This window comes from Photobacterium damselae subsp. damselae (genome assembly GCF_038086725.1).
Classification (GTDB): Bacteria; Pseudomonadota; Gammaproteobacteria; order Enterobacterales; family Vibrionaceae; genus Photobacterium; species Photobacterium damselae.
Genome location: NZ_CP146970.1, coordinates 121,788 through 147,680, shown reverse-complemented (window position 1 = coordinate 147,680; position 25,893 = coordinate 121,788). Strand labels below are relative to the sequence as shown.

Genomic DNA, 25,893 nt, shown 5'->3' with positions numbered 1-25,893 from the left:
TTAAAAGCGCCCTGATGGGCGCTTTTTTTATCTCAAATTCAGATGATTATCGCAATAAATAACCAAAGATGTTTCTAACTGTTAACAGCCATTTCAACTTATATCTGTCCCATTGCTAACAAATTGTAAAACCTGTTCAATACGGTTTCTCATTGCTCACAAGACGGATAATTGGCTATGGATATGCTTCCTTGGTTAATCGTATCGGGCATTGTAATTTCTGTAATTACTTGCTTGATGACCGCGGTTCTGATCAAAGAATCAAACTAATAAAAAGGCCTCCACATCACTGGGAGGCCTTTTTGTTTATTCGGGACAGTTAAATACCCATACTTAACTTCGCTTTAGCGAGAGCTTTCTCGTATTTTTTAACGGCCTTAGCGGTTTTCTTCAGCAGTTTTGCTTTCTTCTTCGCCAGCTTTTTCAATTTCTTCGCTTTTGTTACAACACATTCTTGTTCCTGAACCTCAATTTCCGGCTCCGCTTGTGCTGCAGCCAGTGTTTCCAGTCGAGCTTGCCCTACTGCTGAGGGTTGAGGTAAAGCTTCAATATTATTATCAACAATCAAAGCTTCTGCTGTTGCTAGCCCCGTAATAGCTAAAGGTGCAGGATTGAGCAATACTTTATGCTGATTAAGCGCACTAGGCTTACACAAATACGCTTTATCACTGGCAACGCGTGTACAGCTACTACAAATATAATTAGGCTCACTCACAATCTGCGAGATCAATGCAAACTGATCTGATATTTCAGCACGACGATACTTACACAGTGATTTAGTCATTGATAGCACTCCTTCAATGACAACGGAAATATTCCCCTCACATTAAACGATAATGATTCGTAATACCAGAAAATTTATTGCTCGATTTAATTACGCTTTCATCCCTGCTTTAACATACACATCGAAACGATTTTTCTTAGTTTCAATGGCCATTGATGGCTGCTCTCCAGCTAAGAATTCTGCGTAATCAGGGCGTTTAACGACAACACGTTTTGTTGCCAATGCCATTGCAGGTGCAAACAAAGCATCGGCATCTAAATCAGCACCAACTAATGTTTGGAAAACTCGCATCTCTTTTTTAACCAATGCGGATTTCTTTTTATGAGGAAACATAGGATCAAGATAAACAACATCAGGAGCAACAAAGCCATCTTGCTCTGCCAATTGATATAAGGCGTCGTGACTTGAGGCGTGCAGTAGGTGCATTCGATCTCCAACCCAAGTGCCAATCTCGCTATCATTCTGCGCCCGTTGTAAACCGTCATCTAACAGCGCCGCAACCACAGGATGACGCTCAACCATATATACGGTACAACCAAGCGATGCGAGCACAAACGCATCACGTCCCAAGCCTGCAGTGCCGTCTAATACGATAGGGTTAACCCCACTTTTCAAACCAACAGCTTTAGCAATTGCTTGGCCTCGACCACCACCAAACTTACGACGATGAGCTACCGCACCACCAGCTAAATCGACAAATACCGCACCCAATTTAGGCTCATCTAATTTACGAAGTTCCAGCTGTTCTGCCGTTAGTACTAACGCAAACTCACTGCTGTCATCATGGTGTAAACCCCAACGTTGTGCCAAGGTATCGAGCTCTGATTGTCGCTCTGGTGCTTCACATATTAAAGCGATGTGCACGGTATTCTCCGGTGATTATGATTATTTCAAAGTGATTATATCACTGGTTATTGTTCTTGGCTTAAATCGTCGACCAACTCCGCTAACGGCTTAGGCTGACCAAAGTAATACCCCTGGGCATAATCAACACCTAAGCTTTCGAGCTTATCTAAAATGGCTTTGTTTTCGACAAACTCTGCAACTGTCTGTTTACCCATTTTCTTAGCCAGTTCATTGATCGCTTTAACCATAGCGAAATCCATATCGTCTTTATCTATATCTCGAACAAACATGCCATCAATTTTTAGCACATCGACAGGCATACGTTTTAAATAACCAAAAGACGATAACCCCGAGCCAAAATCATCTAAAGAGATCAAACATCCTAGCTCTTTTAACTGTGTAAATAGAGAGATTGCTTGAGTCATATTACCAATGGCCGCGGTTTCCGTAATTTCTAAACAAATTTTATTGGCAGGAACCGTACTATGCCGAATTTTATGTAACAGGAACTGTACAAACTCTTGATTACCAATTGATTGCCCAGATAAATTAATCGAACAATGCCCCAATTTTTCTATCGCTTCAGGATGTTGTTGATACCAACTTAATACCTGTTGAATGACATAACGATCCAATAGATGAGCTAGATTGTAACGCTCAGCAGCAGGAATAAAGACTCCAGGAGAGGCAATGGAACCATCTTGCTCTCGCATTCTAAGTAAGATTTCATAATGATGATGTTTACTGCTACGGCCAATAGGCGCAATCTGCTGGGCATACAATTCAAAGCGACACTCAGCAAGTGCACGACGAATTCGATTCACATAATGCATCTCATGTTCGCGGCGCTTAAGCTCTTCATCATCGGGACGATAGAGATGGAGACGATTACGCCCTTCATCTTTTGCCACATAACACGCTGTATCTGCCTGAGCATGTATTTGCTGCGGAGAACCTGCGGTTTTATCAATTAAACGAATACCCAATGAGCAGCTAAAATTGAAACGGGTGTTTTGCCATAGAAACTCAGCATCATCGAGTAAGTGTAGAATTTTCCGTCCTAAAGCAAGCGCTTGCTCTTCATCACAATGACGTAGAATAACGGCAAATTCATCGCCACCTAAACGAGCCAGAATCGTATTTTCCGTTGCTAAGTTTTGTAGGCCTAATGCAACCTGCTTAAGCGCCTCATCTCCAGCTTCATGGCCTGCGGTATCATTAATAACCTTAAACTGATCCAGATCGATATACAGCATCGCATGTTGCACATCTTGCTGTTGAGCTTCATCAAGTGCTAATTCCAACTGCGATTCGAAATAGCTGCGGTTGTACAACCCAGTTAAGTAATCATGATTGGCTTGATAAGCTAAGCGCTGTTCCAATTCGCGAGTTGATGTGATGTCTTCCCCCACAATCAACAATTGATGTTTAGCCTGAGCCTGACGAACCGTTTCACGCACCCACACCGTTTCACCATCAGCTCGACGATATTGCACCTGACGACGCCATACTTCGCGCGACTCTATCCCTGAATGAGAAATAATTTGGTGCGGAGGTAAAATGCCTTCAAGATAAAATTCAGTGATCTTATGCCCTAATAGATCTCGTTTATGGTAACCAAGCAGATCTGCAGCAAACTGATTAACCGATTGAATTCTTGCGCTATTATCTATCGTTAGCAAAATAACAGGCTGCTGCTCATACAGTAAGTGATAACTCACTTCACGTTCGCGTAGTTTCTGCTCCATCTGCCGACGGCTGGTCATATCCCGAGCTTCAAACAGAATTTGAGGCTCTGTTGTCGCCTGGTATGGCATGGCTTTCAGCGATATATCAAGAATCCGAATACCGTCGTTTTGACTCTGTGCTTTTGCTTCAAAACGCAGTAAAAATTCAGTATCTGCAGCTAAAAAAGCCTGATTGAGTTGACTTGCGGTATCACTGTTCCAACACAACCATCGCCAAATTGGTCGATCAAACTTCACGCCATCATCACCAAGCATCTCTTGCAAAGCTAAGTTCGCTGAAACTAAATGGCCATGTAAGTCCAATATCCCTATATACTGAAAACTCTGGTCAAATACCGTTTCAAATAGAGCTTGGCTGCGCTGTAATTGTTGTTCACTGCGGCGTAAATGACGAATCATCAGGCTCAATAAAATAATCACCGATCCCATCACCAATACCACAAATCCCAATGTTTTAAGCTCTTTATGGTGACGTTCAAACCAAGATAGTGGACGATTTACGACTAAAGCTTGTTCATTACCAATACTGATCCCCCAACGACTCAAAGCTTGATAGTTAAACATCACTTCGTTTTTATTGGGACGGATATAAGGGTAATGGGTGACCTTTCCTTGCAATACTTGTTCTAATAACTCGCCAAGTCCTAGCCCTAATTTATAGCCACTGGTTACCACACCACCTAAAGCGCCATAATTGAGCATATAACTGTATGGAACAAACACAGGAGCCGATGCATTTGCAGTAAACTGCGATAAAAACTCATCACTTGGCATGTAGTTTCCTAAGCCATCAATGAAGTAACTGAGAAAGATCACAGCAGAATCTTGGGGAAGCCATTTGGCTTGATCGAACATCTCTTTAAATGAGTACTGCCCCATACGAGTAAAAGTAATATCTGGGTTAGGATGCTGACGTAAATAATTAAGAGCAGACTGCCACATTGATTTACCCGTTAAGGTATCATCGGCAATAAGGAAAACTTGCTTAAGATTGGGCTTCACATTAAGTGCTAATTGAATATTATCGCCAGCATCTTGCAATTCGATAAATCCAGCGATTTTAGCAATCGATTGGTGTTTATTGGCCGAGTAATTATTAATGCCGCCAATAATAACGGGTGTATTACCAATTTCACTACCCAATTGGTCAATAAGCCATAGCGCCCGATCATCAGTAACAATAATGGCACTGTATTTTTCACTACGAAGCTTAATGCGATAGATAGCCACCAATTCATGTAAATAGGCTTTAGACTGGTAACGCTTACTGTCCATATAACTGACATTAAGTGCGATATTTTTATTTGCAGTGATATCCTCAAGCCCGGATTGCACCGCATCGGTCCAACCTAAACCTTGATGATACGAGTGAATAACCAAAACATTTTGCGTCTTTACACTATCGGCAAACACGGATGTTGAGATCAAAAAAAGCGCAATAGAAAACCAACGTAGTACCACTTACCCGCCTTATTCATCCAATCTAAGCTAAATCTGGCTTTCATCGCCAATGAAACCGTATTGTAATTTTATTAACCGTTGGTTTACTACTGTTAACAGCGAAATATAATGGATTATTGACAGAATAATGGTTGATATAAACCAAATAAAAAGGACTTAACATGACGCCAACTCCCCGCCTTGATGAACTGGATCGCGATATTCTTGCTGCGTTAATGAGTGATGCAAGAACCCCTTATGCTGAAATGGCGAAGCGATTTAATGTTAGCCCAGCAACGGTCCACGTTCGGGTAGAAAAGATGCGAGCAGCCAGTATCATTACTGGCACTGAGGTGGTAGTAAATCCCAAATTACTCGGTTATGACGTCTGCTGTTTTATTGGTATTAACCTGTATGCGGCTCGAGATTATCACTCAGCACTGGAGAAATTAAACCAATTAGATGAGGTTGTTGAGGCTTATTACACCACCGGAGCTTACAATATTTTTGTAAAACTTATGTGCCGCTCAATTGAAGAGTTACAGCATGTGTTGATCAATAAACTGCAAGCGATTGATGAAGTTCAATCAACTGAAACGCTGATCTCACTACAAAATCCAATCAGCCGAAATGTAAAACCTTAGCAACAAATAGCAGCAAAAAATGAGCGGTGAACCTCAGCCCACCGCATCATATCTATACTTAGCAACCACTATCAACCACAACAATAGCGGGTTGGGTTGGATTACTGTTTAAGTGTGAATTCGCATCGCTTTTTTGATGGGTCGGACACCAAGGCACGTATTTATCGATTCCAAATGGCGCTAATATCTTGCCGCATACAAATCCCCAAAACCAACCTGGATTGTTAGTTTTATTGCCGGTCTTTGAGGAATCACTATGGGCAACATCGATATACACAACATAGCACTGTCCGGCATCAATAGCCTTTACTTGCTGCTTAAGGCTCTGTCCTTTTTCCCCATACGCTTTTAAGGTAAAAAAAGTTAAGCCTGTTTTAATTTTTCGCAGCATAGAAGATTCGAGCCAATTACCCAAATCACTGGGAGTGACGGTCACCATATGCCAATCATGGGTATTTTGTAAGGTTGTCGTTATCCCTTTGGCTGTTGGATATCCATTCGCGATTGCCACTCCATCAACGGTTGCATTCGGTAATGTTTCTTTTCCAACAATAGCAGCTTTGCCATACACAGTTTCAGTTGAGGTGCGAAGGCTTGCAGCTAAACCTTCAAGGTCTGCATCTCTCGCATCGTGACTCAATTGCAAAAATTTTGGGGCCGCTACGACAGCTAAAATCCCAACAATGACAATAACGACAACTAACTCGATAAGTGTAAAACCGTATCGTCGTTTCATAACATCGTTAACTCACTTTGAATGATAATAATATCTTAAGCGGTAATTTTATAAAAAACGAGAGAACAAAAGAGGTTTATATGCTTTTGTGGAATATATTTATTGAAAGGTAGAAGTGAAAGGTTAAGCTAAACTAAATATTCTAGATTAATTAGGCGGATTTAATCGAAAATGAACCAATAAACTCATTCTTTTTATTCAAAACCTCACCACTTCCGCTTTGCTCACAAAAAGTGAATGTCATATCTAAATCGTCGACCTTACCATTTAGTAATATATGTCGACGTAAAATATCACTATTTAACTGATGAATTTCCGACTGCCAACTGCATTTTTCTTTTAATAAATCAAAATTTATAATCATTATTTATCATTCCTATTTGCTACTTAATATTTTATTTGTTTGACGACATTGCTGAAACCAAAAGCGCTTACGACCTACAGAACGAGACATTTCATTCCTTACTAGTATCACTTCTCATTTTATAAAATCGATAAGAAGAAAAAAGTAAACTAGGACATAACGACAAATACAAAAAGCAGATGTTGGAAGAATAGAAATTACGAGGAACTTGTAGCGATTTTAATGAGAAATAGTGCGAGTATTACAGAAAGGGGAAATCGGCGTAGATAGGAATTATCTACGCCAATAAAATCTTATAGAGCTACAACGTTTGCAGCTTGAGGACCTTTTTGGCCTTGCTCAACGTCAAAAGATACTTTTTGACCTTCAGCTAGAGTTTTGAAGCCTTCAGAAGCGATTGCACGGAAGTGAACGAATACGTCAGCGCCGCCATTGTCTTGAGAAATAAAACCAAAACCTTTCTCTTCATTGAACCACTTAACGATACCAGTTGCTTTAGACATAATCTGTCCCTTATTTAAATATAATTCATAATGTTATCGTAAAAAATTTACGACGTACTTGCACTGAGCTTGAATTATTGAATGTGACGATAAACCGAAGGAACACTAAGAATGGCAACAAAAATGAAGATATACTGAGGGTTTACTTTGACTTGATGTTTCATTAATAACTCTGAACAACAGAGCACGGTCATTATTCAGGGAATTTGTGTTGCTGTAAAGGTTTATTAATCAAAATGGTAAAAGTAAATGTTAATAAGATGAAATTACTCAAGTTATATCTTTGAGCAATTTCATCATTCACAGCAAAATTATGCGTTCTGCCCTACCACAAAACCTGAACTCCAAGCCCATTGGAAGTTATAACCACCAAGCCAACCGCTCACATCCATCACTTCACCAGCAAAGAACAGACCTTTTACCTTCTTCGCTTCTAACGTTTTTGATGACAGCTCATCCGTATCCACGCCACCAAGAGTGACCTCTGCAGTTCGATAGCCTTCGGTGCCATTAGGCGCAATCGTCCAGTGATGGAAATACTGGTGCATTTGGCTAATATCTTTTGGATTAAACTGTTTTAGTGGCTTATCGACTAGATCGCCTCGTTCAATCAGAACCTCAATCAAACGTTTAGGAAGCAAACGAGCCAATGAGTTTTTCAAGCTTTGATTCGGATGCTTTTCTCGCATCGCATTAAGTGTTTCATCTAAGCTAACATCAGGTAATAGATCGATAGTCACTGCTTGCCCTGGTAACCAGTAAGAAGAGGCTTGGAGAATAACAGGGCCAGATAAACCACGATGGGTAAACAGTAAATTCTCTTTAAAACTCACCCCATTTTCCGTTTCAACCACGGCAGGAATAGCAATACCAGAGAGATCAGCAAACGCCTCTTTGTCTTCAACATGCAGAGTAAATGGCACTAAACCTGCGGTCGTTGGCACCATTTTCAGACCAAACTGCTCAGCAATCTGATAACCAAATGGCGTTGCACCCAGTTTAGGCATCGACAAACCACCGGTTGCGACCACTAAAGATTCACACTCAACTGACTCGGTATTTAGCATTAAACGAAAACCCGAATCTGTCTGTTCGATATTATGAACATCAACTTGGTAACGTTGTGAAACTGTTGGTTGATCGCATTCAGCCAGCAACATATTGACGATATCTTTTGCTGAATCCAGACAAAATAGCTGACCATGATCTCGCTCTTCATAAGCAATATCGTATTTGGCAACCATGGCAATAAAGTCCCAGTTGGTATACTGCGACAGAGCTGATTTAACAAAGTGAGGATTACGGCAAACATAGTTGTTAGCGTTGACATCATAGTTAGTGAAGTTACAGCGACCACCACCCGAAATCAAAATCTTACGACCGGGTTTCTTGCCATGATCAACCACCAGCACTGAGCGACCACGTTTACCCGCTTCAGCCGCACACATTAAGCCTGCCGCACCTGCACCTATGACCACTACATCAAACTTTTTTGCCATTGTTGTTTGCTCTAATTGACTATCGACAATAAAAAAGGATGCTAACAAACTAGCATCCTTTCATCTTTAGGCAGTATTTTACCTATCTCAAGCCCAAATACCAACCGTAGAAAAGCTTGAGATAACTATTCGTCGAACGTCATTAAATCCCCAGATAAGCGACAACAAAAATGGAGATAAAAAACAGTAACATAAAGGAACTGGCAAGGATAAAGAGGCGACGAACCTTAATGCATTTAGCCATAAATACGGGATCGTGGTGCTTCTCATACTGGTGACTACGAATGTAATGAAACAGTCGAATCTGCTTACTTACATTTCCTTGTGACTTAAAAAAGCCACTACCATCAACCTGTTGATACAAAAGAGGGTCACACTCGCGCATCACCATTAATAAAGTTCGTAATGTACTGACATAACGAGCCGTATTCACAGCAGCAACCAAAAACAGAGCAAGCAAAAATGCATCACCACTTATCATAGAGGGTCCCCCTAATATTCCTTCACCAGCGGGGAAAAGCTATCGAGCGTAGCGAAACTGACTACGCCCATACTAAATAAGCCTTAACCCGCTTGAGTGTCCATTACTGAAGTTGAGCCAGACTTTGCCATTTCAGCAAGATCTTTATCGATGAAAAATAGCGCCTTACCATCTTCACCAACCAACTCAATTTTATCTAAAATACCTTTAAACAGTTTCTCTTCTTCGTGTTGTTCTGCCACATACCACTGTAAGAAGTTAAAGGTGGAGTAATCTTGTGTTGTAAAAGCAACATGCGCCAATTTATTAATCTTTTCAGTGATTAACTGCTCATGTTCATAAGTTTCACGGAATACATCACCTAGAGAAGCAAACTCATGTTTTGGTGCAGCAATTGTGCCAAGAATAGGTAACGCACCTGTTTCACTCACATAAGTGAACAAACGTTGCATGTGCTCCATCTCTTCTACAGCGTGTGAGCGTAAAAATGCTGCGGCACCTTCAAAGCCTTTATCTTCACACCAAGCACTCATTTGTAGGTACAGGTTGGAAGAGAAAAACTCTAAGTTAATTTGTTCGTTCAGTTTCTCAACCATTGCTTGAGCTAACATCGTATTACTCCTTTCTATTTTAGTGTAATAAAGACATTGTTACTGTGCATACTTGAGATTGCAACTCTCCATTAGATATCTTGACAATCTCTTTAATTATTTTAGCTAACTAACGAAAATCTCAATAAAAAATCAATTTCAATTTAGTAAAATAATAAATCACACAAAAGGCGAACAAGTTGGGATCTGCTCCATATTTTTTCTTTAAGTCTAGTGCTAGGATAGAGAAAAACCACCATTAAGGAGCGCAGGTTATGGCTTACAAACACATTCTCGTGGCAGTGGATTTGTCTGAAGAGAGCTTTGTTTTATTGAAAAAAGCCGCAGATCTCGCCAAGGCACTCGATGCTCAACTGTCTTTGATTCATATTGATGTCAATTATGCTGAGCTTTACACTGGCTTGATTGATATTAACCTTAGTGATACCCAAGATCGTGCTGCAAACGATGCTCAGCAACAACTACAAGTATTAGCTGAAAAAGCAGAATATCCTGTTGCTCATACTTTAGTTGGCAGTGGTGATCTGAGTGATGAAATTTGCAACGCAATTAAAGACCTGCATGTTGAATTGGTTGTTTGCGGTCACCACCAAGACTTCTGGAGCAAGATCCTATCTTCAACCAAGCAGCTGCTTAATCGCACTCCGGTCGACCTATTAATGGTTCCACTTAAGTAACATCATCATGATATGAGTGCTAAACGATCAGTCTTTGTACTGGTCGTTTTTGTTTCTCCATTAATATTCGCTACACTGCAGTTTTTCTAACCAATAAAGATCATTCTCATTATGGGATATTTATCTGCAGTTACTCTGTTGTGGGCTTTTTCATTTAGCCTAATTGGCGTTTATTTAGCAGGACAAGTCGATGCTTGGTTTTCGGTTTTAACCCGAGTCGTTTTAGCAGCCTTGGTCTTTGCTCCCTTTTTACGCTCAAAGCACCTTCATCCTTCTCTCGCACTTAAACTGATGGCCGTTGGTGCCTTCCAACTCGGTTTAATGTATTGCTTTTACTATCAGTCATTTCTCTATTTATCGGTGCCTGAAGTTCTACTGTTTACTATCTTTACCCCAATCTATGTCACTCTGATCTACGATGCTCTAAATCGCCAGTTTTCACCTTGGTATCTTCTTACCGCAGCCATTGCAGTATTAGGTGCTGCCATTATTAAATTTGAAGGCATCAACCAAAACTTTATCTTGGGCTTTTGTATTGTCCAAGGGGCGAATCTCTGCTTTGCAATAGGCCAAGTGGGATACAAAAAAATCATTGAAAAAGAGCCACAAGACTTACCCCAACACACAGTATTTGGCTGGTTCTATTTAGGCGCAATTGCCGTGGCGCTACCAATGTATTTGCTCTTTGGTGATAGCTCAAAGTTGCCAACATCTCACTTACAATGGGGGATCCTCGTGTACCTAGGTACTGTTGCTTCTGGATTGGGATACTTTATTTGGAACAAAGGCGCGACCATGGTAAATACAGGGGCACTGGCAATAATGAATAACGCCTTGGTCCCTGCAGGTCTGATTGTGAATATTGTTATTTGGAATCGAGATGTTGATTACCCCCGTTTAATCGTGGGCGGTATCATTATTATGGCGTCGCTATGGTTAAACGAGACTTGGGTAAAACGCAAAGTAGCGCTCAATCAGCTGATTAAAGGCGCAGAGAAGTTATAACCTGACACCATAATGAGAAAAGCACATCGCCACCATTAATCGGTGGCGATGATCGTTAAGCGGTAAAATTTAGGTGAGATAGTTAGAAAAAGCGTCTAGATAAACGAAAAGGCGTCAGCAAAAATGCGCTCACGGATCGCACCTTTTCCATTGGTGAAACGCTCTCGAGCAGCACCTGCCATTTCAAAACGACCACAGATATAGATATCGTAATCGCTAAGGCTAACAAAATCTTGCTCTACCGCATCTAAAACATTACCAACCTTCCCTTGCCAATCGCTTGGTGCCGTTTCAACCACAGGTACATAGGTGACATTTGGATACTGTTTTGCAAGCGCTTGTAACTCATCATTAGCATACAACTGACAAATGTCACGACCGCCCCAGTAGATAAAAATAGGTTGAGTAAAACCACGACTTAGGCAGTTATCTAAGATACTGCGTACATAAGAAAATCCAGTACCACCAGCAACCAGCAGTAAAGGTTTATCGCTATCGGCACGTAACCACGCTTCACCATGGGGTGCTTCAATCGAAATAGCCTCCCCTTGCTCTAATGCCGCTTTCATCGCATCGACCACTTCTAAGGCGTAAGCGTTATGTTCAGCAGCACCAATATGTAATTCTAATTCACCATCGCGACATGGACTGCTGGCAATCGAAAATGGGCGCTTATCTTTTTCTCCCATCACGGCAAGCAGATACTGGCCAGCTTTAAACTCAACCGGAAGCTCAGGTTTTAATAAAATTTTATAGGTATGGCATGCCACCGGTTCAACTGACGTTACTTCGCATTTCATGTATTTATTATCCTCGTAAATCCAGTACCAAGTCGCTTTTTGCATAGGCAGAACAGGGCGCAATCCAACCTTGTTCGATCTCATCTTCAGTTAACATCGGCTCCAGCTGATAGAATACTTCGCCTTCAACCATACGACATAAACACATCGCACATACGCCAACCTGACAACGATGAGGAAAAGCCACACCTGCGTTGAGCGCTGCCTCCAATAGGGTTTGCTTATCATCAACCACAAATTTTATATTTAACGGCAACAGGTGAACTTGATACATAGATAGATTCTAGCTGGAAATCTCTCTTATTTGACAAACCAGAGAAACTCCAACCCTATTATTTAATAATGGCTAATTGTTCCCATATCGCATCGATTTTGGCAACGATTTTCCGATCTTTGACTATGGGGGTACCCCACTCTCGTTCTGTTTCACCCGGCAATTTATTGGTCGCATCAAGACCCATTTTGCTAGATGTATCCCCCGTAGGAACTGAAATCGTATCACGGGTTGGATCCATGCGAGTGGTAATAGCCCAAATCACATCATTCCAATCACGGACATTTACATCACCATCACAAATGATGACAAATTTAGGCGTCGTAAATTGGCTCATTTGATGCCAAAGCGCTTCAATCATCGCTTTACCATCGCCCACCGCCTGCTTATCAATACTCACTAAAGCCATACTATAATCTTTTGCTTGTGGCGGGAAATAACAGTCAATGATTTGTGGATATGCCTCACGCAGCTGAGCCTCTTTAGCAGCCAAATCGATAACCTCAGTTACCGAATAATCGGGAGCTCTACCAATTAATTCTGCTGGCCATTTACGTGTCGCATCTAAACCCATTTTAGAGCCAAGCCCAACAACAGGAGAGGCAAAATCTAATGAATCAATAGGAGTATGATCAATAAATAAAGAATCCGTAACTGGATCCATATTTGCGGTAATGGCAGGTATGACGCTATCCCAGCTTCGCGCATCGACATCATGATCACAAATTACTACGTACTTGGTGTACATAAACTGACGTAGGAACGACCACACCCCCATCATGATCCGTTTCGCATGACCGGGATATTGCTTTTTAATGGTCACCACCGCCATACGATAGGAACACCCTTCTGGCGGTAAATAGAAATCTTCAATCTCAGGAAATTGCTTTTGCAAAATAGGCACAAACACTTCATTTAATGCCACACCCAATACCGCAGGCTCATCCGGTGGACGTCCCGTATAAGTGCTATGATAAATAGGCTTTTGTTTCATAGAAAGGTGGGTAATCGTAAAGACATGATGCTGCTCTGTCTCATTGTAGTAACCAGTGTGATCCCCATAAGGGCCCTCTAAAGCAAACTCATTGGGATCGATATATCCTTCCATGACAATTTCGGCACTGGCTGGAATATCAAGATCATTACTTAGACTTTTCACCACTTCTGTACGGCGACCACGTAGTAATCCAGCAAAGGCGTACTCAGATAAAGTATCTGGAACTGGTGTTACAGCACCTAAAATCGTAGCAGGATCAGCACCAAACGCCACTGTTATAGGGAAAGGTTGGCCTGGGTGGGTTTCCATCCAATCACGCAGATCTAGCGCACCACCGCGATGAGCGAGCCAACGCATGATGACTTTATTCTTCGCAATTTTTTGCTGGCGATAAATTCCTAGATTCTGACGTTTCTTATTCGGTCCTTTCGTAATAGTAAGCCCCCAAGTAAGCAAAGGGGCGACATCATCAGGCCAGCAACTCATAACAGGGATTTTATCTAAATCAACCTCATCCCCTTGCCACACCACTTCCTGACATGGCGCTTTACGTAGACGCTTAACCGGCATATTGAGCACTTGCTTAAACACAGGCAACTTATTAAAGGCATCACGCAAGCCCTGTGGTGGTTCAGGCTCTTTAAGATAAGCTAGCCACTCTCCCACTTGACGCAACTCTTTTACATCGGTTCGCCCCATTCCCATCGCCACTCGTTCAGGAGTACCAAATAAGTTAGCCAGAACAGGAATGTCATAGCCAATCGGGTTTTCAAACAGTAATGCTGGCCCTTTTGCTCGTAAAGTACGGTCGCAAATTTCCGTTATCTCCTGATCAGGGTCAACCGGATGACTGATGCGCTTTAACTGTCCTTGTGCTTCGAGATAATCGATAAAATCACGTAAATCTTGAAACTTCATGTCGCTTACCAAGTGATCAATATGTTGCGCTCAGTATAGCGAGATGTTGAGTAATACTCACCTTTAAATCACAGCTATTTCACGATAAATAACCGCATAAAATCAAGGGATAGCAGCATTTTGACAGATTTTAGCCAATAAAAAAGCCCGACCGTTTAAGGCCGAGCTTTTCACTGTAAACAGCTAAAATAAACGATTACTGACGACGCATTGCATCGAAGAATTCATCGTTTGTCTTGGTCATAGCCAGTTTACCGATTAGGAATTCCATGCTGTCGATCTCGCCCATTGGGTGAACGATCTTACGCAGAATCCACATCTTTTGTAGCTCATCAGCTTTCGCCAGTAGCTCTTCACGACGAGTACCAGAGCGGTTGAAATCAATCGCTGGGAATACACGTTTTTCAGCAATCTTACGAGATAGGTGCAGTTCCATGTTACCTGTACCTTTAAATTCTTCGTAAATTACTTCATCCATCTTAGAACCAGTATCAACCAGTGCTGTTGCGATGATTGTTAAGCTACCGCCTTCTTCTACGTTACGAGCTGCACCAAAGAAGCGCTTTGGACGGTGAAGGGCATTAGCGTCCACACCACCAGTTAATACTTTACCTGATGATGGAACTACGGTGTTATAGGCACGCGCAAGACGAGTGATGGAGTCAAGTAGGATAACCACATCTTTCTTGTGTTCTACTAGACGTTTTGCTTTCTCAATAACCATTTCTGCCACTTGTACGTGACGAGATGCTGGTTCATCAAACGTTGAAGCAACTACTTCGCCTTTTACTAGACGCTGCATTTCGGTTACTTCTTCTGGACGTTCGTCGATAAGCAATACCATCAACTCACACTCTGGGTGGTTGTGTGCGATGCTTTGAGCGATGTTCTGTAGCAACATGGTCTTACCGGCTTTCGGTGGCGCAACGATCAGGCCACGCTGACCTTTACCGATTGGCGAAGCCAAATCAAGAACACGAGCTGTGATGTCTTCTGTTGAGCCATTACCGCGCTCCATACGCATACGTTCATTTGCGTGTAGTGGAGTTAAGTTCTCAAACAAGATCTTGTTGCGAGCGTTATCCGGCTTATCGTAGTTAACTTCGTTGACTTTCAGTAGTGCAAAGTAACGTTCGCCATCTTTAGGTGGGCGAATTTTGCCTGAAATTGTGTCACCAGTGCGAAGGTTGAAGCGGCGGATTTGACTTGGAGAGACGTAGATATCGTCTGGACCGGCAAGGTAAGAACTGTCTGCAGAGCGGAGGAAGCCGAAGCCATCTTGAAGAATTTCTAGAACACCATCACCAAAAATGTCCTCACCACTTTTTGCATGCTGTTTGAGGATAGAGAAGATGATGTCTTGTTTTCTCAAACGCGCTAGGTTTTCTAATCCTAAGCTTTCACCAAGTGCAACCAAATTAGAAATAGGTTGCTTCTTCAATTCTGTAAGATTCATAGTGGTGGGTTTCTTGTCTGTCAAAATAGGGGTTCTGTAAGTTAAGTTGAAAAAACTGAGAATTCGGTTGACCAATGGAGCTGGTCAAGAAGTGTTCGTATGTATAAATAACGTGCAATAAGTTAGCACTAAATCTCATCTCCGTCTAGCATAGACCGAAGATGCTCTGCGCACAACTGGGAATTTGTGCGCAGATTGCAAAAAAAGCGGCTTATAGGTTCGCGTCTAGGAACTCTTTAAGCTGGGTCTTAGATAGCGCACCCACTTTTGTTGCTGCAACACTGCCGTCTTTAAACAGCAGTAGTGTTGGAATACCACGGATACCAAATTTTGGTGGTGTTCCAGCATTCTGATCGATATTTAACTTACCAATCGTCAGTTTGCCTTCATACTCTTCAGCGATTTCATCAAGAATTGGCGCGATCATTTTACAAGGACCACACCACTCTGCCCAGAAATCAACTAATACAGGGCCAGCAGCGTTAACTACATCGCTGTCGAAACTTGCATCTGTAAGCTGCACAATCTTGTCGCTCATCTTCCACTCCAATGGTTGATTTTCACAGCCGATTTCATTTTACCGGCAAATCGATCTCCTATTTGAATTGAATCCGTTTCGTATTGCAACCCTAAGCTGATATTCTATATGTATGAAGACGACTCATATCACAGAGCAGAAATTTGCCGACCTAGGGTTAAATCCTTTGGTTTTGAAAGGCCTAGAAGAAAAAGGGTTCCATAATTGTACCCCGATTCAGGCTTTGGCATTGCCGGTAGTGCTCTCCGGCCATGATATTGCGGGACAGGCCCAAACGGGTACAGGCAAAACTTTAGCCTTTTTGACCGCGACTTTTAACCATTTACTGGAGACTCCAGCATCAGAAGAGCGAAAGCCAAACCAGCCACGAGCAATCATTCTTGCTCCAACGCGTGAATTGGCGATCCAGATTTATAACGATGCCGCACCTCTTATTGCAAGTACGGGCCTAACGGCAGGTCTTGCTTACGGTGGCGAACCGTACGAGAAACAGCAAAAGAAACTGGTAGACGGTGTTGATATTCTTATCGGTACTTGTGGTCGTATCATCGATTTCTACAAGCAGCGAGTGATCGACTTACGTTCGATTCAAGCTGTTGTACTTGATGAAGCTGACCGTATGTTCGATTTAGGTTTTATCAAAGACATTCGCTTCTTATTCCGTCGTATGCCTGCACCGGATCAACGTCGCAATATGTTGTTTTCTGCCACGCTGTCTTATCGCGTAAAAGAGCTTGCATTTGAGCATATGAACACGCCAGAAAGCGTTGTGGTTGAACCTGAACAAAAGACCGGACACCGCATCAAAGAAGAGCTGTTCTACCCATCTAACAACGATAAGATGCGCTTATTGCAAACGCTGATCGAAGAAGAATGGCCAGATCGCGCAATTATTTTTGCTAATACAAAGCACCGCTGTGAAGACGTTTGGGGCCATTTAGCCGCAGATGGGCACCGTGTTGGTCTATTAACTGGTGATGTACCACAGAAAAAACGTGTTCGCATCTTGGAACAATTCACTCAAGGTGATATTGATATCCTAGTCGCAACCGACGTCGCAGCTCGAGGCCTCCATATTCCTCAAGTAACGCACGTATTTAACTATGATCTTCCTGACGACTGTGAAGATTATGTTCACCGTATTGGCCGTACTGGTCGTGCAGGTGCAAGCGGTCACTCTATCAGCTTTGCTTGTGAAGAGTATGCAATCAATTTACCTGGTATCGAAACCTATATTGAGCATGCAATTCCATTATCAAAGTATGATGCTTCTGCTTTGCTTGAAGATCTGCCAGAACCTATTCGTATTACTCGCACTCCACGACAAGGCGGTCGTCGTAGTAATCAACAGGGCCAAGGTCAATCACGTCAGCGTAATCGCCGCCGTCCTGCTCAGAAAAAACAGCAGCAACAGTAGTAAAGAATTATGTCTATGGAAAGAAGCTCAACATCACCGTTATACGCCGCCATTGATTTAGGCTCCAATAGCTTCCACATGTGGGTAGTTCGTGAAGTCGATGGTCATGTTCAAACCTTGGCCAAAATTAAGCGTAAGGTTCGCCTCGCTGCGGGTCTTAACAGCAACAACGAACTCAGCTTAGAAGCGATGCAACGCGGCTGGGATTGCTTAAGCCTCTTTGCTGAACGTCTCCAGGATATTCCGAGTGAACACGTTCGCATTGTAGGGACAGCAGCGCTACGTACAGCGGTCAATGCCGATGAGTTTCTTGCCAAAGCAAAAGATATCCTAGGATACGCTATTGCGGTGATCCCAGGTAAAGAGGAAGCTCGTATCATCTACCAAGGAGTTGCTCATACTTCTGGGGGGAGCGACAAACGTCTTGTCGTGGATATTGGTGGTGCGAGTACTGAAGTTGTTATCGGAACAGGTTTTGAGGCAAACGCATTAACCAGCCTCAAAATTGGTTGTGTTACTTGGCTTGAAAGCTATTTTAAAGACCGTCACTTAAATGCTGAAAACTTCAATGCAGCTATCAGTGCGGCAAAAATGGCCATTGCCCCTATTGTTGAACAGTACCGTCAATTGGGCTGGGAAACCTGTGTGGGTGCAAGTGGAACAGTTCAAGCGCTACAAGAAATCATGTTAGCGCAAGGCATGGATGAAATTATCACCTTAGCCAAATTGAAACGTCTACAACGTCAAGCAATGCAGTATGAACGACTAGAAGATCTCGATATTGAAGGCCTCACTTTAGAGCGAGCTCTGGTCTTTCCAAGCGGATTATCAATCTTGATCGCTCTATTTGAATCACTCAACATTGATTCAATGACCTTAGCAGGTGGTGCACTGCGCGAAGGTATGGTGTATGAGATGATGAGCCAAATGCGCCATCATGATGTCCGTACTCGCACGTTACACAGTGTTCAAGAACGCTTTCAGCTTGATACTTTACACGCAGAAGAAGTCGCAAAAACCGCAATGACGTTATTGCAAGATTGCGATGCAGAATGGCAGTTTGAGCCACAAGCCCAGTCACTGCTATTTGCCGCAGCCCAATTACATGAAATCGGGATTAGTATTGAATTTAAGAAAAGTGGCGAACATGCTGCATACTTAATCAATCATCTGGATTTACCGGGCTTTACGCGAGCGCAAAAGCATTTAATTGCTGAGCTACTGCGACGTTTCCGTGAACAGCTATCAAGCCTACCAGAGCAGCATGCTTTATCTGCTCAAAGTGCTACGCGCCTATTGAGATTACTGCGCCTCGCGGTGATTTTATGTCATCGTCGCGACCAACGCTGCCAAGCCGATGTTCAGATAAACGCAACAGATAACAAACTAACATTGACCTTAACCAAAGCATGGCTTACCCAAAATCCATTAACTGAAGCGGAGTTGCAACAAGAAGCCACTCGTCAAACAGATATGGGGTGGCCATTGACTATTGAAACGGTTGAGAACCAATAAAATAACAACGGCTCTATTTCAATAGAGCCGTTTTTTTATAAAAATTATGGATACAAAATTTCGTCAATACTTAATCGAGCACCAGTTTACTCGTACGGAAATCGATAACTTACTGGCCAGTGCCTCACTGCTCGAATTACCAACTCGCCATATTCTGACTCATCAAGGTGAGCACAATCAGTCGGTCTACTTTCTTTTAGAAGGATTATGCCGAGCCAGTTATCTCACTGCAGATGGAAAAGAATTTAGCAAAGAATTTTATTGGGAGCACGATTGGATCATCGGCTTTGAAAGTGTCATTTTGCAGCATCCTTCACCCTATTTGGTTGAGAGCTTAACACCTATTATCGTAGTAGAAATCCCTCTTGCTGCTGTACAAATATGGCGCAAACAAGGACACCCCATTTATCTAAAACTGCTCGAAAACCAACTGATTCACAAAGAGCATAAAGAACGATTCATGCTGCTCTATAGCCCAGAGCAACGCTATCTTCTGTTTTGCCAACAATTTCCCGATCTGCTACCGCGACTCACGGATCAACATATTGCCGCTTACCTTGGCATCACTCCGATAAGTCTTAGTCGCATCAAAGCCAGATTAAAGAAATCCTCTTAGCAGATCCGACTTAACATAAGTTAATGCAGTACCCCATAAATCCGAATAGAGTAGTTTTTTTCAATCAGATGGAAGCATAGCAATGACTCAATGGCAACTTCTCCCGTTTTCTCAACTGACTACCCACCAACTGTATGAGCTGTTGCGTCTCCGCGTTGATGTCTTTGTCGTTGAACAAACCTGCCCTTATCCAGAACTAGATGGCAAAGATACATTAGAGGATGTCTATCACTTATTAGGCTATCAAGAACAAAAGCTGGTTGCTTGTGCCCGTCTATTGGCACCGACCATCTCATTTTCAGGAAGCAGTATTGGCCGTGTCGCTTTAGCTCAATCGGCTCGAGGGCAAGGACTTGGACACCAACTCATACAGCAGGCTATTGAGCATTGTTATCGTCTGTGGCCTCAACACTCGATTGAGATTGGAGCTCAACATTACCTGCAAGATTTCTATCAGCAGCATGGCTTTTCTCCGTTCTCTGAGGTCTATCTTGAAGATGATATTCCCCATTTAGATATGCGCCACTCATTACGCGCCCATCAAGCCAAATAAGAGCTAAACCCAACCATAAAAAAACGGCCTCATATCGAGACCGTTTTTAGTATCACTTTAAAGACAAAGACTCTTTAGCCAGTAATACCACTATGACGAAGTAACGCATCAATTTGTGGCTCACGACCACGGAACTGTTTAAACAACGTCATCGGCTCATCACTGCCACCTTTTTCTAAGATGCAGTTTAAGAAATCTTTACCCGTTTGCGTATTAAAGATCCCTTCCTCTTCAAAACGAGAGAATGCATCTGCTGATAGCAATTCGGCCCATAAATAGCTGTAGTAACCAGCGCTATAACCACCAGCAAAGATATGGCTGAAACTATGAGGGAAACGGCCCCACTCAGGACTTGGCACTACAGATACACGCTCTTTAACTTCAAATAGCGTATCAAGCACCTTAGCGCCCACCTCTGGATCGTAGTTAGTGTATAGCGTGAAGTCGAACATGCCGAACTCCAACTGGCGCAAAATAAACATCGCAGATTGGAAATTCTTCGCAGCCAACATTTTCTCTAGCATTGCTTTTGGTAGAGGTTCGCCAGTCTGATAATGACCAGAGATAAATGCCAGCGCTTCTTCTTCCCAACACCAGTTCTCTAAAAACTGACTTGGTAGCTCAACCGCATCCCATGGCACACCATTGATGCCCGACACAGCAGGAACATCAATTTGAGTTAGCATATGATGAATACCGTGGCCCGTTTCGTGGAATAGTGTTACCACCTCATCATGGGTAAAGAGCGCCGGCTTATCACCTACTGGCTTATTAAAGTTACAGGTGAGATAAGCCACTGGCGTTTGTAGCGAACCATCTAAACGAGTACGGCGTACCATGCACTCATCCATCCATGCACCACCACGCTTATGCTCACGGGCATACAGATCAAGATAGAAACTACCGCGTAGCGTACCACTGAGATCAAAGATATCGTAGAACGTTACCGACTCATCCCACACCTCAACACCTGCTCGTGGTTTGATTTCCATGCCAAATAGACGATTTAGCACTTCAAACAGACCAGCTACCACTTTTTGTTCAGGGAAATATGGGCGTAACTCTTCATCTGAAATGCTGTAGCGATGTTGCTTTAACTTCTCAGAATAAAACGCGAAATCCCATGGTTCTAAATCGGCAGCACCAAATTCCGTCATGGCGTATTCACGTAACTCAGCCACTTCGCGCTCACCTTGTGGTTTAGCTCGCTCAGCCAGATTATTTAAAAAGCTTAAAACTTGTTCGGGAGTTTGCGCCATTTTTGTCGCTAGCGACTTTTCACTGTAGCTATTAAAACCAAGGAGACGCGCCAACTCATGGCTTAATTTCAGTTTCTCCGCAATGATTTCACTGTTATCCCATTTGCCTGCATTTGGACCACGATCAGACGCACGAGTAACAAATGCTTCGTACATTTCTTGGCGCAATGTACGATTTTCACAGTAAGTCATCATTGGCAAATATGATGGCATTTCCAAGGTAAGTAGGTAGCCATCTAACTCTTTGGCTTGAGCTGCTGCTTGTGCCGCTTGCAATGCAGATTCAGGTAAACCAGCCAGTTCATTAACATCCACAATATGCTTAGTCCAGCCCATAGTGGCATCTAGCACATTGTTACTAAAGTTAGAAGATAGCTCAGACAGACGCTTGCTGATCTCACCATAACGCTTCTGCTCTGCCGCAGGTAAACCAATACCCGATAGCTCAAAATCTTTTAGTGCATCAGTAATCGTTTTTTGCTGTGCTTGCGATAGTTCGGCAAATTCTTCACTACCTTTGATGGCTTTATACGCTTCATAAAGCCCTTTATGCTGACCGACCCAAGTACCGTAATCGGATAATAGCGGCAAACAGCTTTCGTAAGCTTCACGCAGTTCAGGGCTGTTTTTCACCCCATTAAGATGACCAATTGGCGACCAAATACGGCTAAGGCGATCATCAGTTTCCGCTAAAGGGGCACAAATTGTCTCCCAGCTCGGCGCTTGAGGATTTGCTAAGACTTGTTCTACCTGAGCGCGGCAATCAGCAATCGCTTGTTCTACTGCAGGTTTTACGTGTTCTGGCAAGATGTGAGCAAACGGAGGCAGATCCGTCATAGAGAGTAATGGGTTAGACATGTGCGTATCCTTTTTTATTCTATTCTTTATTAGATGAGTCTTGATCAGACAAAATTCAATCCTTAGCTACCATCAATTTTAATCGTCCATAATCAGATGAACAGGAAAAGATTGTGTGCTGTGCTGGATATTTAGCCATAATTCGCCATAATACCGCCCTCGCAATATTGCTAACCAACCTACGAGTATCGAATCCCATGCTGAGTTATCGTCACAGTTTTCACGCCGGCAACCACGCAGACGTCGTCAAGCACATCGTACAAAGTCTGATCTTAGATGCGCTTAAACAAAAAGATAAACCGTTCGTCTACCACGATACTCACTCAGGTGTTGGTCGTTATGATCTACAAGATGAGCGCAGTGAAAAAACGGGCGAATACAAAGATGGTATTGCTAAAATCTGGCAGCAACAGGATCTACCTACTGAGATCCAAAGTTATCTAGATGCTATTACTGCACTAAACAAAGGCGATGTACTGCGTTATTACCCAGGTTCACCACGAGTGGCACGCGCACAAATTCGTGAACAAGACCGCATGGTATTAACCGAATTGCATCCCAATGATTTTCCTTTGCTACTGCAAGAATTTCGCGGTGACCGTCAGGTAAAAATGTTCAAAGAAGATGGTTTTGCTCGTCTAAAAGCCAGTTTGCCACCCAAAGAGCGTCGTGGTGTGGTGCTGATTGATCCACCTTACGAACTAAAACATGAATACATGGATGTGGTTAACGCAATCAAAGACAGCTATCAACGTTGGGCAACAGGTACTTATGCTATTTGGTATCCTGTGGTTTATCGTGAAAACATCACCAAAATGATCAAAGGTTTAGAAAAGCTGGGCATCCGTAAGATTTTGCAAATAGAATTAGGTGTAGCACCTGATAGTGATGAACGAGGTATGACCGCTTCTGGGATGATTGTGATCAACCCACCATGGAAATTAGAGAGCCAAATGCAAGCAATCCTACCTTGGTTACAACAAGCAATTGCGCCTGAAACAGGTCACCATTTGGTTGAGTGGATCGTTCCAGAATAACCCCAATACCCCACATAGTTTTGAACAAAAGGCGGGCTTGATGCTCGCCTTTTGTGTTTATTTACGATTATTTCCATCGAATTTATCGATTTATCCCGCTCGTCAACGCTCTGTTTCTTTATTACACTAGGTCACAGAATCTATTAAAAGACATGAGAGATGGAGTAAGGTCATGGCAAAGCATTTTGATTACATCTGTATCGGTGGCGGTAGTGGTGGTATTGCTTCAGCGAACCGAGCAGCAATGTATGGTGCAAAAGTCGCGTTAATTGAAGCAAAAGCATTAGGTGGCACCTGTGTAAACGTAGGTTGTGTGCCAAAGAAAGTGATGTGGCATGGCGCTCAAATTGCTGAAGCAATGCACCTTTACGCAAAAGATTATGGCTTCGATGTTGAGATGAAAGGCCTAAACTGGGGCAAACTAGTTGAAAGTCGCGAAGCTTACATCAGCCGAATCCACACCTCTTATGAGACGGTACTTGGCAACAATAAAATCGAAGTGATCAACGGCTTTGCTCAGTTTGTTGATGCAAAAACAGTAGAAGTTGACGGTGAACACTACACCGCCGATCATATTCTCATTGCCGTTGGTGGTCGTCCATCAATCCCGGCTATTCCTGGAGCTGTTCACGGTATCGATTCTAACGGTTTCTTTGAACTCAAAGAGCAACCAAAACGTGCTGCAGTTGTAGGTGCAGGTTATATCGCCGTTGAGATTGCAGGTGTACTAAATGGCTTAGGCACAGATACTCACCTACTTGTCCGTAAAGAGTCACCACTTCGTAGCTTTGATCCAATGATCATTGAAACACTAACAGAAGTAATGGCAGCAGAAGGTCCAACACTGCACACTCATTCTGTACCAAAAGAAGTGGTAAAAGAAGAAGACGGTACGGTAACGCTTTACTTTGAAAACGGTGAATCACACAACACTGATATCCTAATTTGGGCGATTGGTCGTGAGCCAACTACAGATGCTATCAATCTAGCAGCAGCGGGCGTTGAAACAAACAATCGTGGCTTTATCAAAGTTGATGAATTCCAACAAACCAACGTCGAAGGTATCTACTGTGTAGGCGATATCATGGAAGGTGGTATTGAGCTAACTCCTGTTGCCGTTAAAGCTGGTCGCCAGTTATCTGAGCGCCTATTTAACAACAAACCAAATGCAAAAATGGATTATGCACTAGTACCAACCGTGGTATTTAGTCATCCACCAATTGGTACAATCGGTCTAACTGAGCCAGAAGCCATTGCTCAGTATGGTGCAGAGAACGTGAAAGTGTATAAGTCCGGCTTTACGGCAATGTACACTGCCGTTACTCAGCATCGTCAGCCTTGTCGTATGAAGCTAGTTTGTGCTGGTGAAGATGAGAAAGTTGTGGGTCTACATGGCATCGGTTTTGGTGTTGATGAAATGATCCAAGGCTTTGGTGTTGCGATGAAGATGGGCGCAACAAAAGCAGACTTTGATAGTGTTGTTGCGATTCATCCAACAGGTTCTGAAGAATTTGTTACTATGCGCTAAAGCATTAGCTCTTTAATTTTAAAAGGTCACTTCGGTGGCCTTTTTTACAGTAAAGCCATTCAGTTCAAGTTGAATACACATAACATTTTGAACAATTTGCAACCATATCGAAAACATTCAACGCCAAAAAACAAAGACACATACTCAACTACTGTACAAATAACAAAACACCAATATTATATGCCACAAATATCATTTAACTGCGTATATATTTTCAATGAAAAAAACAGCAATCGTATTAGCTACAGTTTCTAGCCTATTATTGAGTGGGTGTGGTTCAATCATCAATGGTTCAACACAGAACATGTCTGTTAAAACAACACCTGAAAATGCAACTATAAGTCTTTTATCATCGAATGGAACTCTAATTGCTAAATCCAAAGGCTCTCTATTTTATAATCTAAAACGATCTGATGGTTTCTTTAATGGTGCAGATTATAATCTTAAAATTGATGCTGCTGGATACAACACACAAGTAATACCTTTAGTCTCATCAGCAAGTGGATGGTATATAGCAGGAAATATTGTACTTGGTGGTTTTGTTGGCTGGTTAATTGTAGATCCAGCAACAGGAGGAATGTGGACTCTTGAAGCAAAAAATGGTCAAGATATTGAAAATTTAAATGTAGTGCTTCTTGAAAATGCTACTGATGAAATGATGGGTAAAGCAGTCAAAATCAAATAAAGCTACCTAATATAACTCCCAATATTTAGAAACTAAATATTGGGAGAATTTTATATCCAAGTCGCGAAGCCACATTAGCCGTCGCTTTACTTGTTTAACTCAAA

At 42.5% G+C, this 25,893-nt stretch carries 25 protein-coding genes; 10 read left to right on the top strand and 15 right to left on the bottom strand.

What is annotated here, in order from left to right:
- Positions 1–319 precede the first annotated feature (319 nt).
- From WAX86_RS00685 to WAX86_RS00675, 3 genes are all read right to left on the bottom strand, one after another.
- Positions 320–784, bottom strand: coding sequence for a hypothetical protein (locus WAX86_RS00685; protein ID WP_065170731.1), 465 nt, complete (start codon positions 782–784; stop codon positions 320–322).
- A gap of 90 nt (positions 785–874) precedes the next feature.
- On the bottom strand, positions 875–1,648 hold the full coding sequence (locus tag WAX86_RS00680) for a class I SAM-dependent methyltransferase (RefSeq protein ID WP_044178947.1): 774 nt from the start codon (positions 1,646–1,648) through the stop codon (positions 875–877).
- A 47-nt stretch (positions 1,649–1,695) separates the two neighbouring features.
- On the bottom strand, positions 1,696–4,839 hold the full coding sequence (locus WAX86_RS00675; protein WP_341488983.1) for an EAL domain-containing protein: 3,144 nt from the start codon (positions 4,837–4,839) through the stop codon (positions 1,696–1,698).
- A gap of 161 nt (positions 4,840–5,000) precedes the next feature.
- Here WAX86_RS00675 and asnC point away from each other — a divergent pair, with 161 nt between their 5' ends.
- A complete protein-coding gene (asnC, locus tag WAX86_RS00670; RefSeq protein ID WP_044178945.1) occupies positions 5,001–5,462 on the top strand; it encodes a transcriptional regulator AsnC in 462 nt (153 codons plus the stop codon).
- A gap of 58 nt (positions 5,463–5,520) precedes the next feature.
- On the opposite strand, the gene WAX86_RS00665 is transcribed toward asnC, so the two are convergent.
- The 6 genes from WAX86_RS00665 to ftnA form a co-directional block, all read right to left on the bottom strand.
- Complete coding sequence (locus WAX86_RS00665) at positions 5,521–6,198, bottom strand: prepilin-type N-terminal cleavage/methylation domain-containing protein (protein WP_044178942.1); 678 nt, start codon at positions 6,196–6,198, stop codon at positions 5,521–5,523.
- 151 nt (positions 6,199–6,349) lie between these two features.
- Complete coding sequence (locus WAX86_RS00660; RefSeq protein WP_065170733.1) at positions 6,350–6,562, bottom strand: hypothetical protein; 213 nt, start codon at positions 6,560–6,562, stop codon at positions 6,350–6,352.
- A 293-nt stretch (positions 6,563–6,855) separates the two neighbouring features.
- A complete protein-coding gene (locus WAX86_RS00655; protein ID WP_005302062.1) occupies positions 6,856–7,065 on the bottom strand; it encodes a cold-shock protein in 210 nt (69 codons plus the stop codon).
- A gap of 311 nt (positions 7,066–7,376) precedes the next feature.
- Positions 7,377–8,564, bottom strand: a complete 1,188-nt coding sequence (locus WAX86_RS00650) for an NAD(P)/FAD-dependent oxidoreductase (protein WP_065170760.1) — start codon at positions 8,562–8,564, stop codon at positions 7,377–7,379.
- Positions 8,565–8,706: 142 nt separating this feature from the next.
- Positions 8,707–9,045 (bottom strand): universal stress protein UspB, encoded by a 339-nt coding sequence (gene uspB / locus WAX86_RS00645; RefSeq protein WP_036764584.1) that lies wholly within the window; start codon positions 9,043–9,045, stop codon positions 8,707–8,709.
- A gap of 83 nt (positions 9,046–9,128) precedes the next feature.
- On the bottom strand, positions 9,129–9,656 hold the full coding sequence (gene ftnA, locus WAX86_RS00640; protein ID WP_005302067.1) for a non-heme ferritin: 528 nt from the start codon (positions 9,654–9,656) through the stop codon (positions 9,129–9,131).
- Between the two features lie 254 nt (positions 9,657–9,910).
- Here ftnA and WAX86_RS00635 point away from each other — a divergent pair, with 254 nt between their 5' ends.
- Positions 9,911–10,333 carry a universal stress protein gene (locus WAX86_RS00635; protein ID WP_044178921.1) on the top strand — a complete coding sequence of 141 codons (423 nt, stop codon included), beginning with the start codon at positions 9,911–9,913 and terminating at the stop codon, positions 10,331–10,333.
- 111 nt (positions 10,334–10,444) lie between these two features.
- Complete coding sequence (locus WAX86_RS00630) at positions 10,445–11,338, top strand: carboxylate/amino acid/amine transporter (RefSeq protein WP_341488982.1); 894 nt, start codon at positions 10,445–10,447, stop codon at positions 11,336–11,338.
- Positions 11,339–11,433: 95 nt separating this feature from the next.
- On the opposite strand, the gene fre is transcribed toward WAX86_RS00630, so the two are convergent.
- The 5 genes from fre to trxA form a co-directional block, all read right to left on the bottom strand.
- Entirely contained in the window at positions 11,434–12,138 is a 705-nt protein-coding gene (gene fre / locus WAX86_RS00625; RefSeq protein ID WP_044178915.1) for an NAD(P)H-flavin reductase, read from the bottom strand.
- A gap of 7 nt (positions 12,139–12,145) precedes the next feature.
- Positions 12,146–12,412 (bottom strand): 2Fe-2S iron-sulfur cluster binding domain-containing protein, encoded by a 267-nt coding sequence (locus WAX86_RS00620; RefSeq protein WP_036764586.1) that lies wholly within the window; start codon positions 12,410–12,412, stop codon positions 12,146–12,148.
- 58 nt (positions 12,413–12,470) lie between these two features.
- Positions 12,471–14,327: a 4-hydroxy-3-polyprenylbenzoate decarboxylase gene (gene ubiD / locus WAX86_RS00615; RefSeq protein WP_341488981.1), complete on the bottom strand. Its 1,857-nt coding sequence runs from the start codon at positions 14,325–14,327 to the stop codon at positions 12,471–12,473.
- 196 nt (positions 14,328–14,523) lie between these two features.
- Positions 14,524–15,783, bottom strand: a complete 1,260-nt coding sequence (gene rho, locus WAX86_RS00610; RefSeq protein ID WP_044178906.1) for a transcription termination factor Rho — start codon at positions 15,781–15,783, stop codon at positions 14,524–14,526.
- A 211-nt stretch (positions 15,784–15,994) separates the two neighbouring features.
- Positions 15,995–16,321, bottom strand: coding sequence for a thioredoxin TrxA (gene trxA / locus WAX86_RS00605; RefSeq protein ID WP_005302085.1), 327 nt, complete (start codon positions 16,319–16,321; stop codon positions 15,995–15,997).
- Between the two features lie 112 nt (positions 16,322–16,433).
- Between trxA and rhlB the strand changes: the two genes are divergently transcribed.
- The 4 genes from rhlB (at position 16,434) to WAX86_RS00585 (ending at position 20,422) form a co-directional block, all read left to right on the top strand.
- Positions 16,434–17,738, top strand: a complete 1,305-nt coding sequence (rhlB, locus tag WAX86_RS00600; protein WP_065170743.1) for an ATP-dependent RNA helicase RhlB — start codon at positions 16,434–16,436, stop codon at positions 17,736–17,738.
- Positions 17,739–17,753: 15 nt separating this feature from the next.
- A complete protein-coding gene (gene gppA, locus WAX86_RS00595; protein ID WP_065170744.1) occupies positions 17,754–19,253 on the top strand; it encodes a guanosine-5'-triphosphate,3'-diphosphate diphosphatase in 1,500 nt (499 codons plus the stop codon).
- A 46-nt stretch (positions 19,254–19,299) separates the two neighbouring features.
- Positions 19,300–19,869 (top strand): Crp/Fnr family transcriptional regulator, encoded by a 570-nt coding sequence (locus WAX86_RS00590; RefSeq protein WP_154139732.1) that lies wholly within the window; start codon positions 19,300–19,302, stop codon positions 19,867–19,869.
- Between the two features lie 82 nt (positions 19,870–19,951).
- Positions 19,952–20,422 carry a GNAT family N-acetyltransferase gene (locus WAX86_RS00585; RefSeq protein WP_086367746.1) on the top strand — a complete coding sequence of 157 codons (471 nt, stop codon included), beginning with the start codon at positions 19,952–19,954 and terminating at the stop codon, positions 20,420–20,422.
- 74 nt (positions 20,423–20,496) lie between these two features.
- Here the strand turns inward: WAX86_RS00585 and prlC are convergent, their stop codons facing one another.
- On the bottom strand, positions 20,497–22,539 hold the full coding sequence (gene prlC / locus WAX86_RS00580; RefSeq protein ID WP_106141476.1) for an oligopeptidase A: 2,043 nt from the start codon (positions 22,537–22,539) through the stop codon (positions 20,497–20,499).
- Between the two features lie 197 nt (positions 22,540–22,736).
- On the opposite strand from prlC, the gene WAX86_RS00575 reads away from it, so the two are divergent.
- From WAX86_RS00575 to WAX86_RS00565, 3 genes are all read left to right on the top strand, one after another.
- Positions 22,737–23,576: a 23S rRNA (adenine(2030)-N(6))-methyltransferase RlmJ gene (locus WAX86_RS00575; protein ID WP_065170748.1), complete on the top strand. Its 840-nt coding sequence runs from the start codon at positions 22,737–22,739 to the stop codon at positions 23,574–23,576.
- A 172-nt stretch (positions 23,577–23,748) separates the two neighbouring features.
- Positions 23,749–25,104 (top strand): glutathione-disulfide reductase, encoded by a 1,356-nt coding sequence (gene gorA / locus WAX86_RS00570; protein ID WP_341488980.1) that lies wholly within the window; start codon positions 23,749–23,751, stop codon positions 25,102–25,104.
- Positions 25,105–25,321: 217 nt separating this feature from the next.
- Positions 25,322–25,789 (top strand): hypothetical protein, encoded by a 468-nt coding sequence (locus tag WAX86_RS00565; RefSeq protein ID WP_136039731.1) that lies wholly within the window; start codon positions 25,322–25,324, stop codon positions 25,787–25,789.
- Positions 25,790–25,893 lie beyond the last annotated feature (104 nt).

Coding starts and splice junctions, on each gene's coding strand:
- WAX86_RS00685 (WP_065170731.1), bottom strand. CDS start 784: ATGACTAAATCACTGTGTAAGTATCGTCGTGCTGAAATATCAGATCAG.
- asnC (WP_044178945.1), top strand. CDS start 5,001: ATGACGCCAACTCCCCGCCTTGATGAACTGGATCGCGATATTCTTGCT.
- WAX86_RS00665 (WP_044178942.1), bottom strand. CDS start 6,198: ATGAAACGACGATACGGTTTTACACTTATCGAGTTAGTTGTCGTTATT.
- WAX86_RS00660 (WP_065170733.1), bottom strand. CDS start 6,562: ATGATTATAAATTTTGATTTATTAAAAGAAAAATGCAGTTGGCAGTCG.
- WAX86_RS00655 (WP_005302062.1), bottom strand. CDS start 7,065: ATGTCTAAAGCAACTGGTATCGTTAAGTGGTTCAATGAAGAGAAAGGT.
- WAX86_RS00650 (WP_065170760.1), bottom strand. CDS start 8,564: ATGGCAAAAAAGTTTGATGTAGTGGTCATAGGTGCAGGTGCGGCAGGC.
- uspB (WP_036764584.1), bottom strand. CDS start 9,045: ATGATAAGTGGTGATGCATTTTTGCTTGCTCTGTTTTTGGTTGCTGCT.
- ftnA (WP_005302067.1), bottom strand. CDS start 9,656: ATGTTAGCTCAAGCAATGGTTGAGAAACTGAACGAACAAATTAACTTA.
- WAX86_RS00635 (WP_044178921.1), top strand. CDS start 9,911: ATGGCTTACAAACACATTCTCGTGGCAGTGGATTTGTCTGAAGAGAGC.
- WAX86_RS00630 (WP_341488982.1), top strand. CDS start 10,445: ATGGGATATTTATCTGCAGTTACTCTGTTGTGGGCTTTTTCATTTAGC.
- fre (WP_044178915.1), bottom strand. CDS start 12,138: ATGAAATGCGAAGTAACGTCAGTTGAACCGGTGGCATGCCATACCTAT.
- WAX86_RS00620 (WP_036764586.1), bottom strand. CDS start 12,412: ATGTATCAAGTTCACCTGTTGCCGTTAAATATAAAATTTGTGGTTGAT.
- ubiD (WP_341488981.1), bottom strand. CDS start 14,327: ATGAAGTTTCAAGATTTACGTGATTTTATCGATTATCTCGAAGCACAA.
- rho (WP_044178906.1), bottom strand. CDS start 15,783: ATGAATCTTACAGAATTGAAGAAGCAACCTATTTCTAATTTGGTTGCA.
- trxA (WP_005302085.1), bottom strand. CDS start 16,321: ATGAGCGACAAGATTGTGCAGCTTACAGATGCAAGTTTCGACAGCGAT.
- rhlB (WP_065170743.1), top strand. CDS start 16,434: ATGAAGACGACTCATATCACAGAGCAGAAATTTGCCGACCTAGGGTTA.
- gppA (WP_065170744.1), top strand. CDS start 17,754: ATGGAAAGAAGCTCAACATCACCGTTATACGCCGCCATTGATTTAGGC.
- WAX86_RS00590 (WP_154139732.1), top strand. CDS start 19,300: ATGGATACAAAATTTCGTCAATACTTAATCGAGCACCAGTTTACTCGT.
- WAX86_RS00585 (WP_086367746.1), top strand. CDS start 19,952: ATGACTCAATGGCAACTTCTCCCGTTTTCTCAACTGACTACCCACCAA.
- prlC (WP_106141476.1), bottom strand. CDS start 22,539: ATGTCTAACCCATTACTCTCTATGACGGATCTGCCTCCGTTTGCTCAC.
- WAX86_RS00575 (WP_065170748.1), top strand. CDS start 22,737: ATGCTGAGTTATCGTCACAGTTTTCACGCCGGCAACCACGCAGACGTC.
- gorA (WP_341488980.1), top strand. CDS start 23,749: ATGGCAAAGCATTTTGATTACATCTGTATCGGTGGCGGTAGTGGTGGT.
- WAX86_RS00565 (WP_136039731.1), top strand. CDS start 25,322: ATGAAAAAAACAGCAATCGTATTAGCTACAGTTTCTAGCCTATTATTG.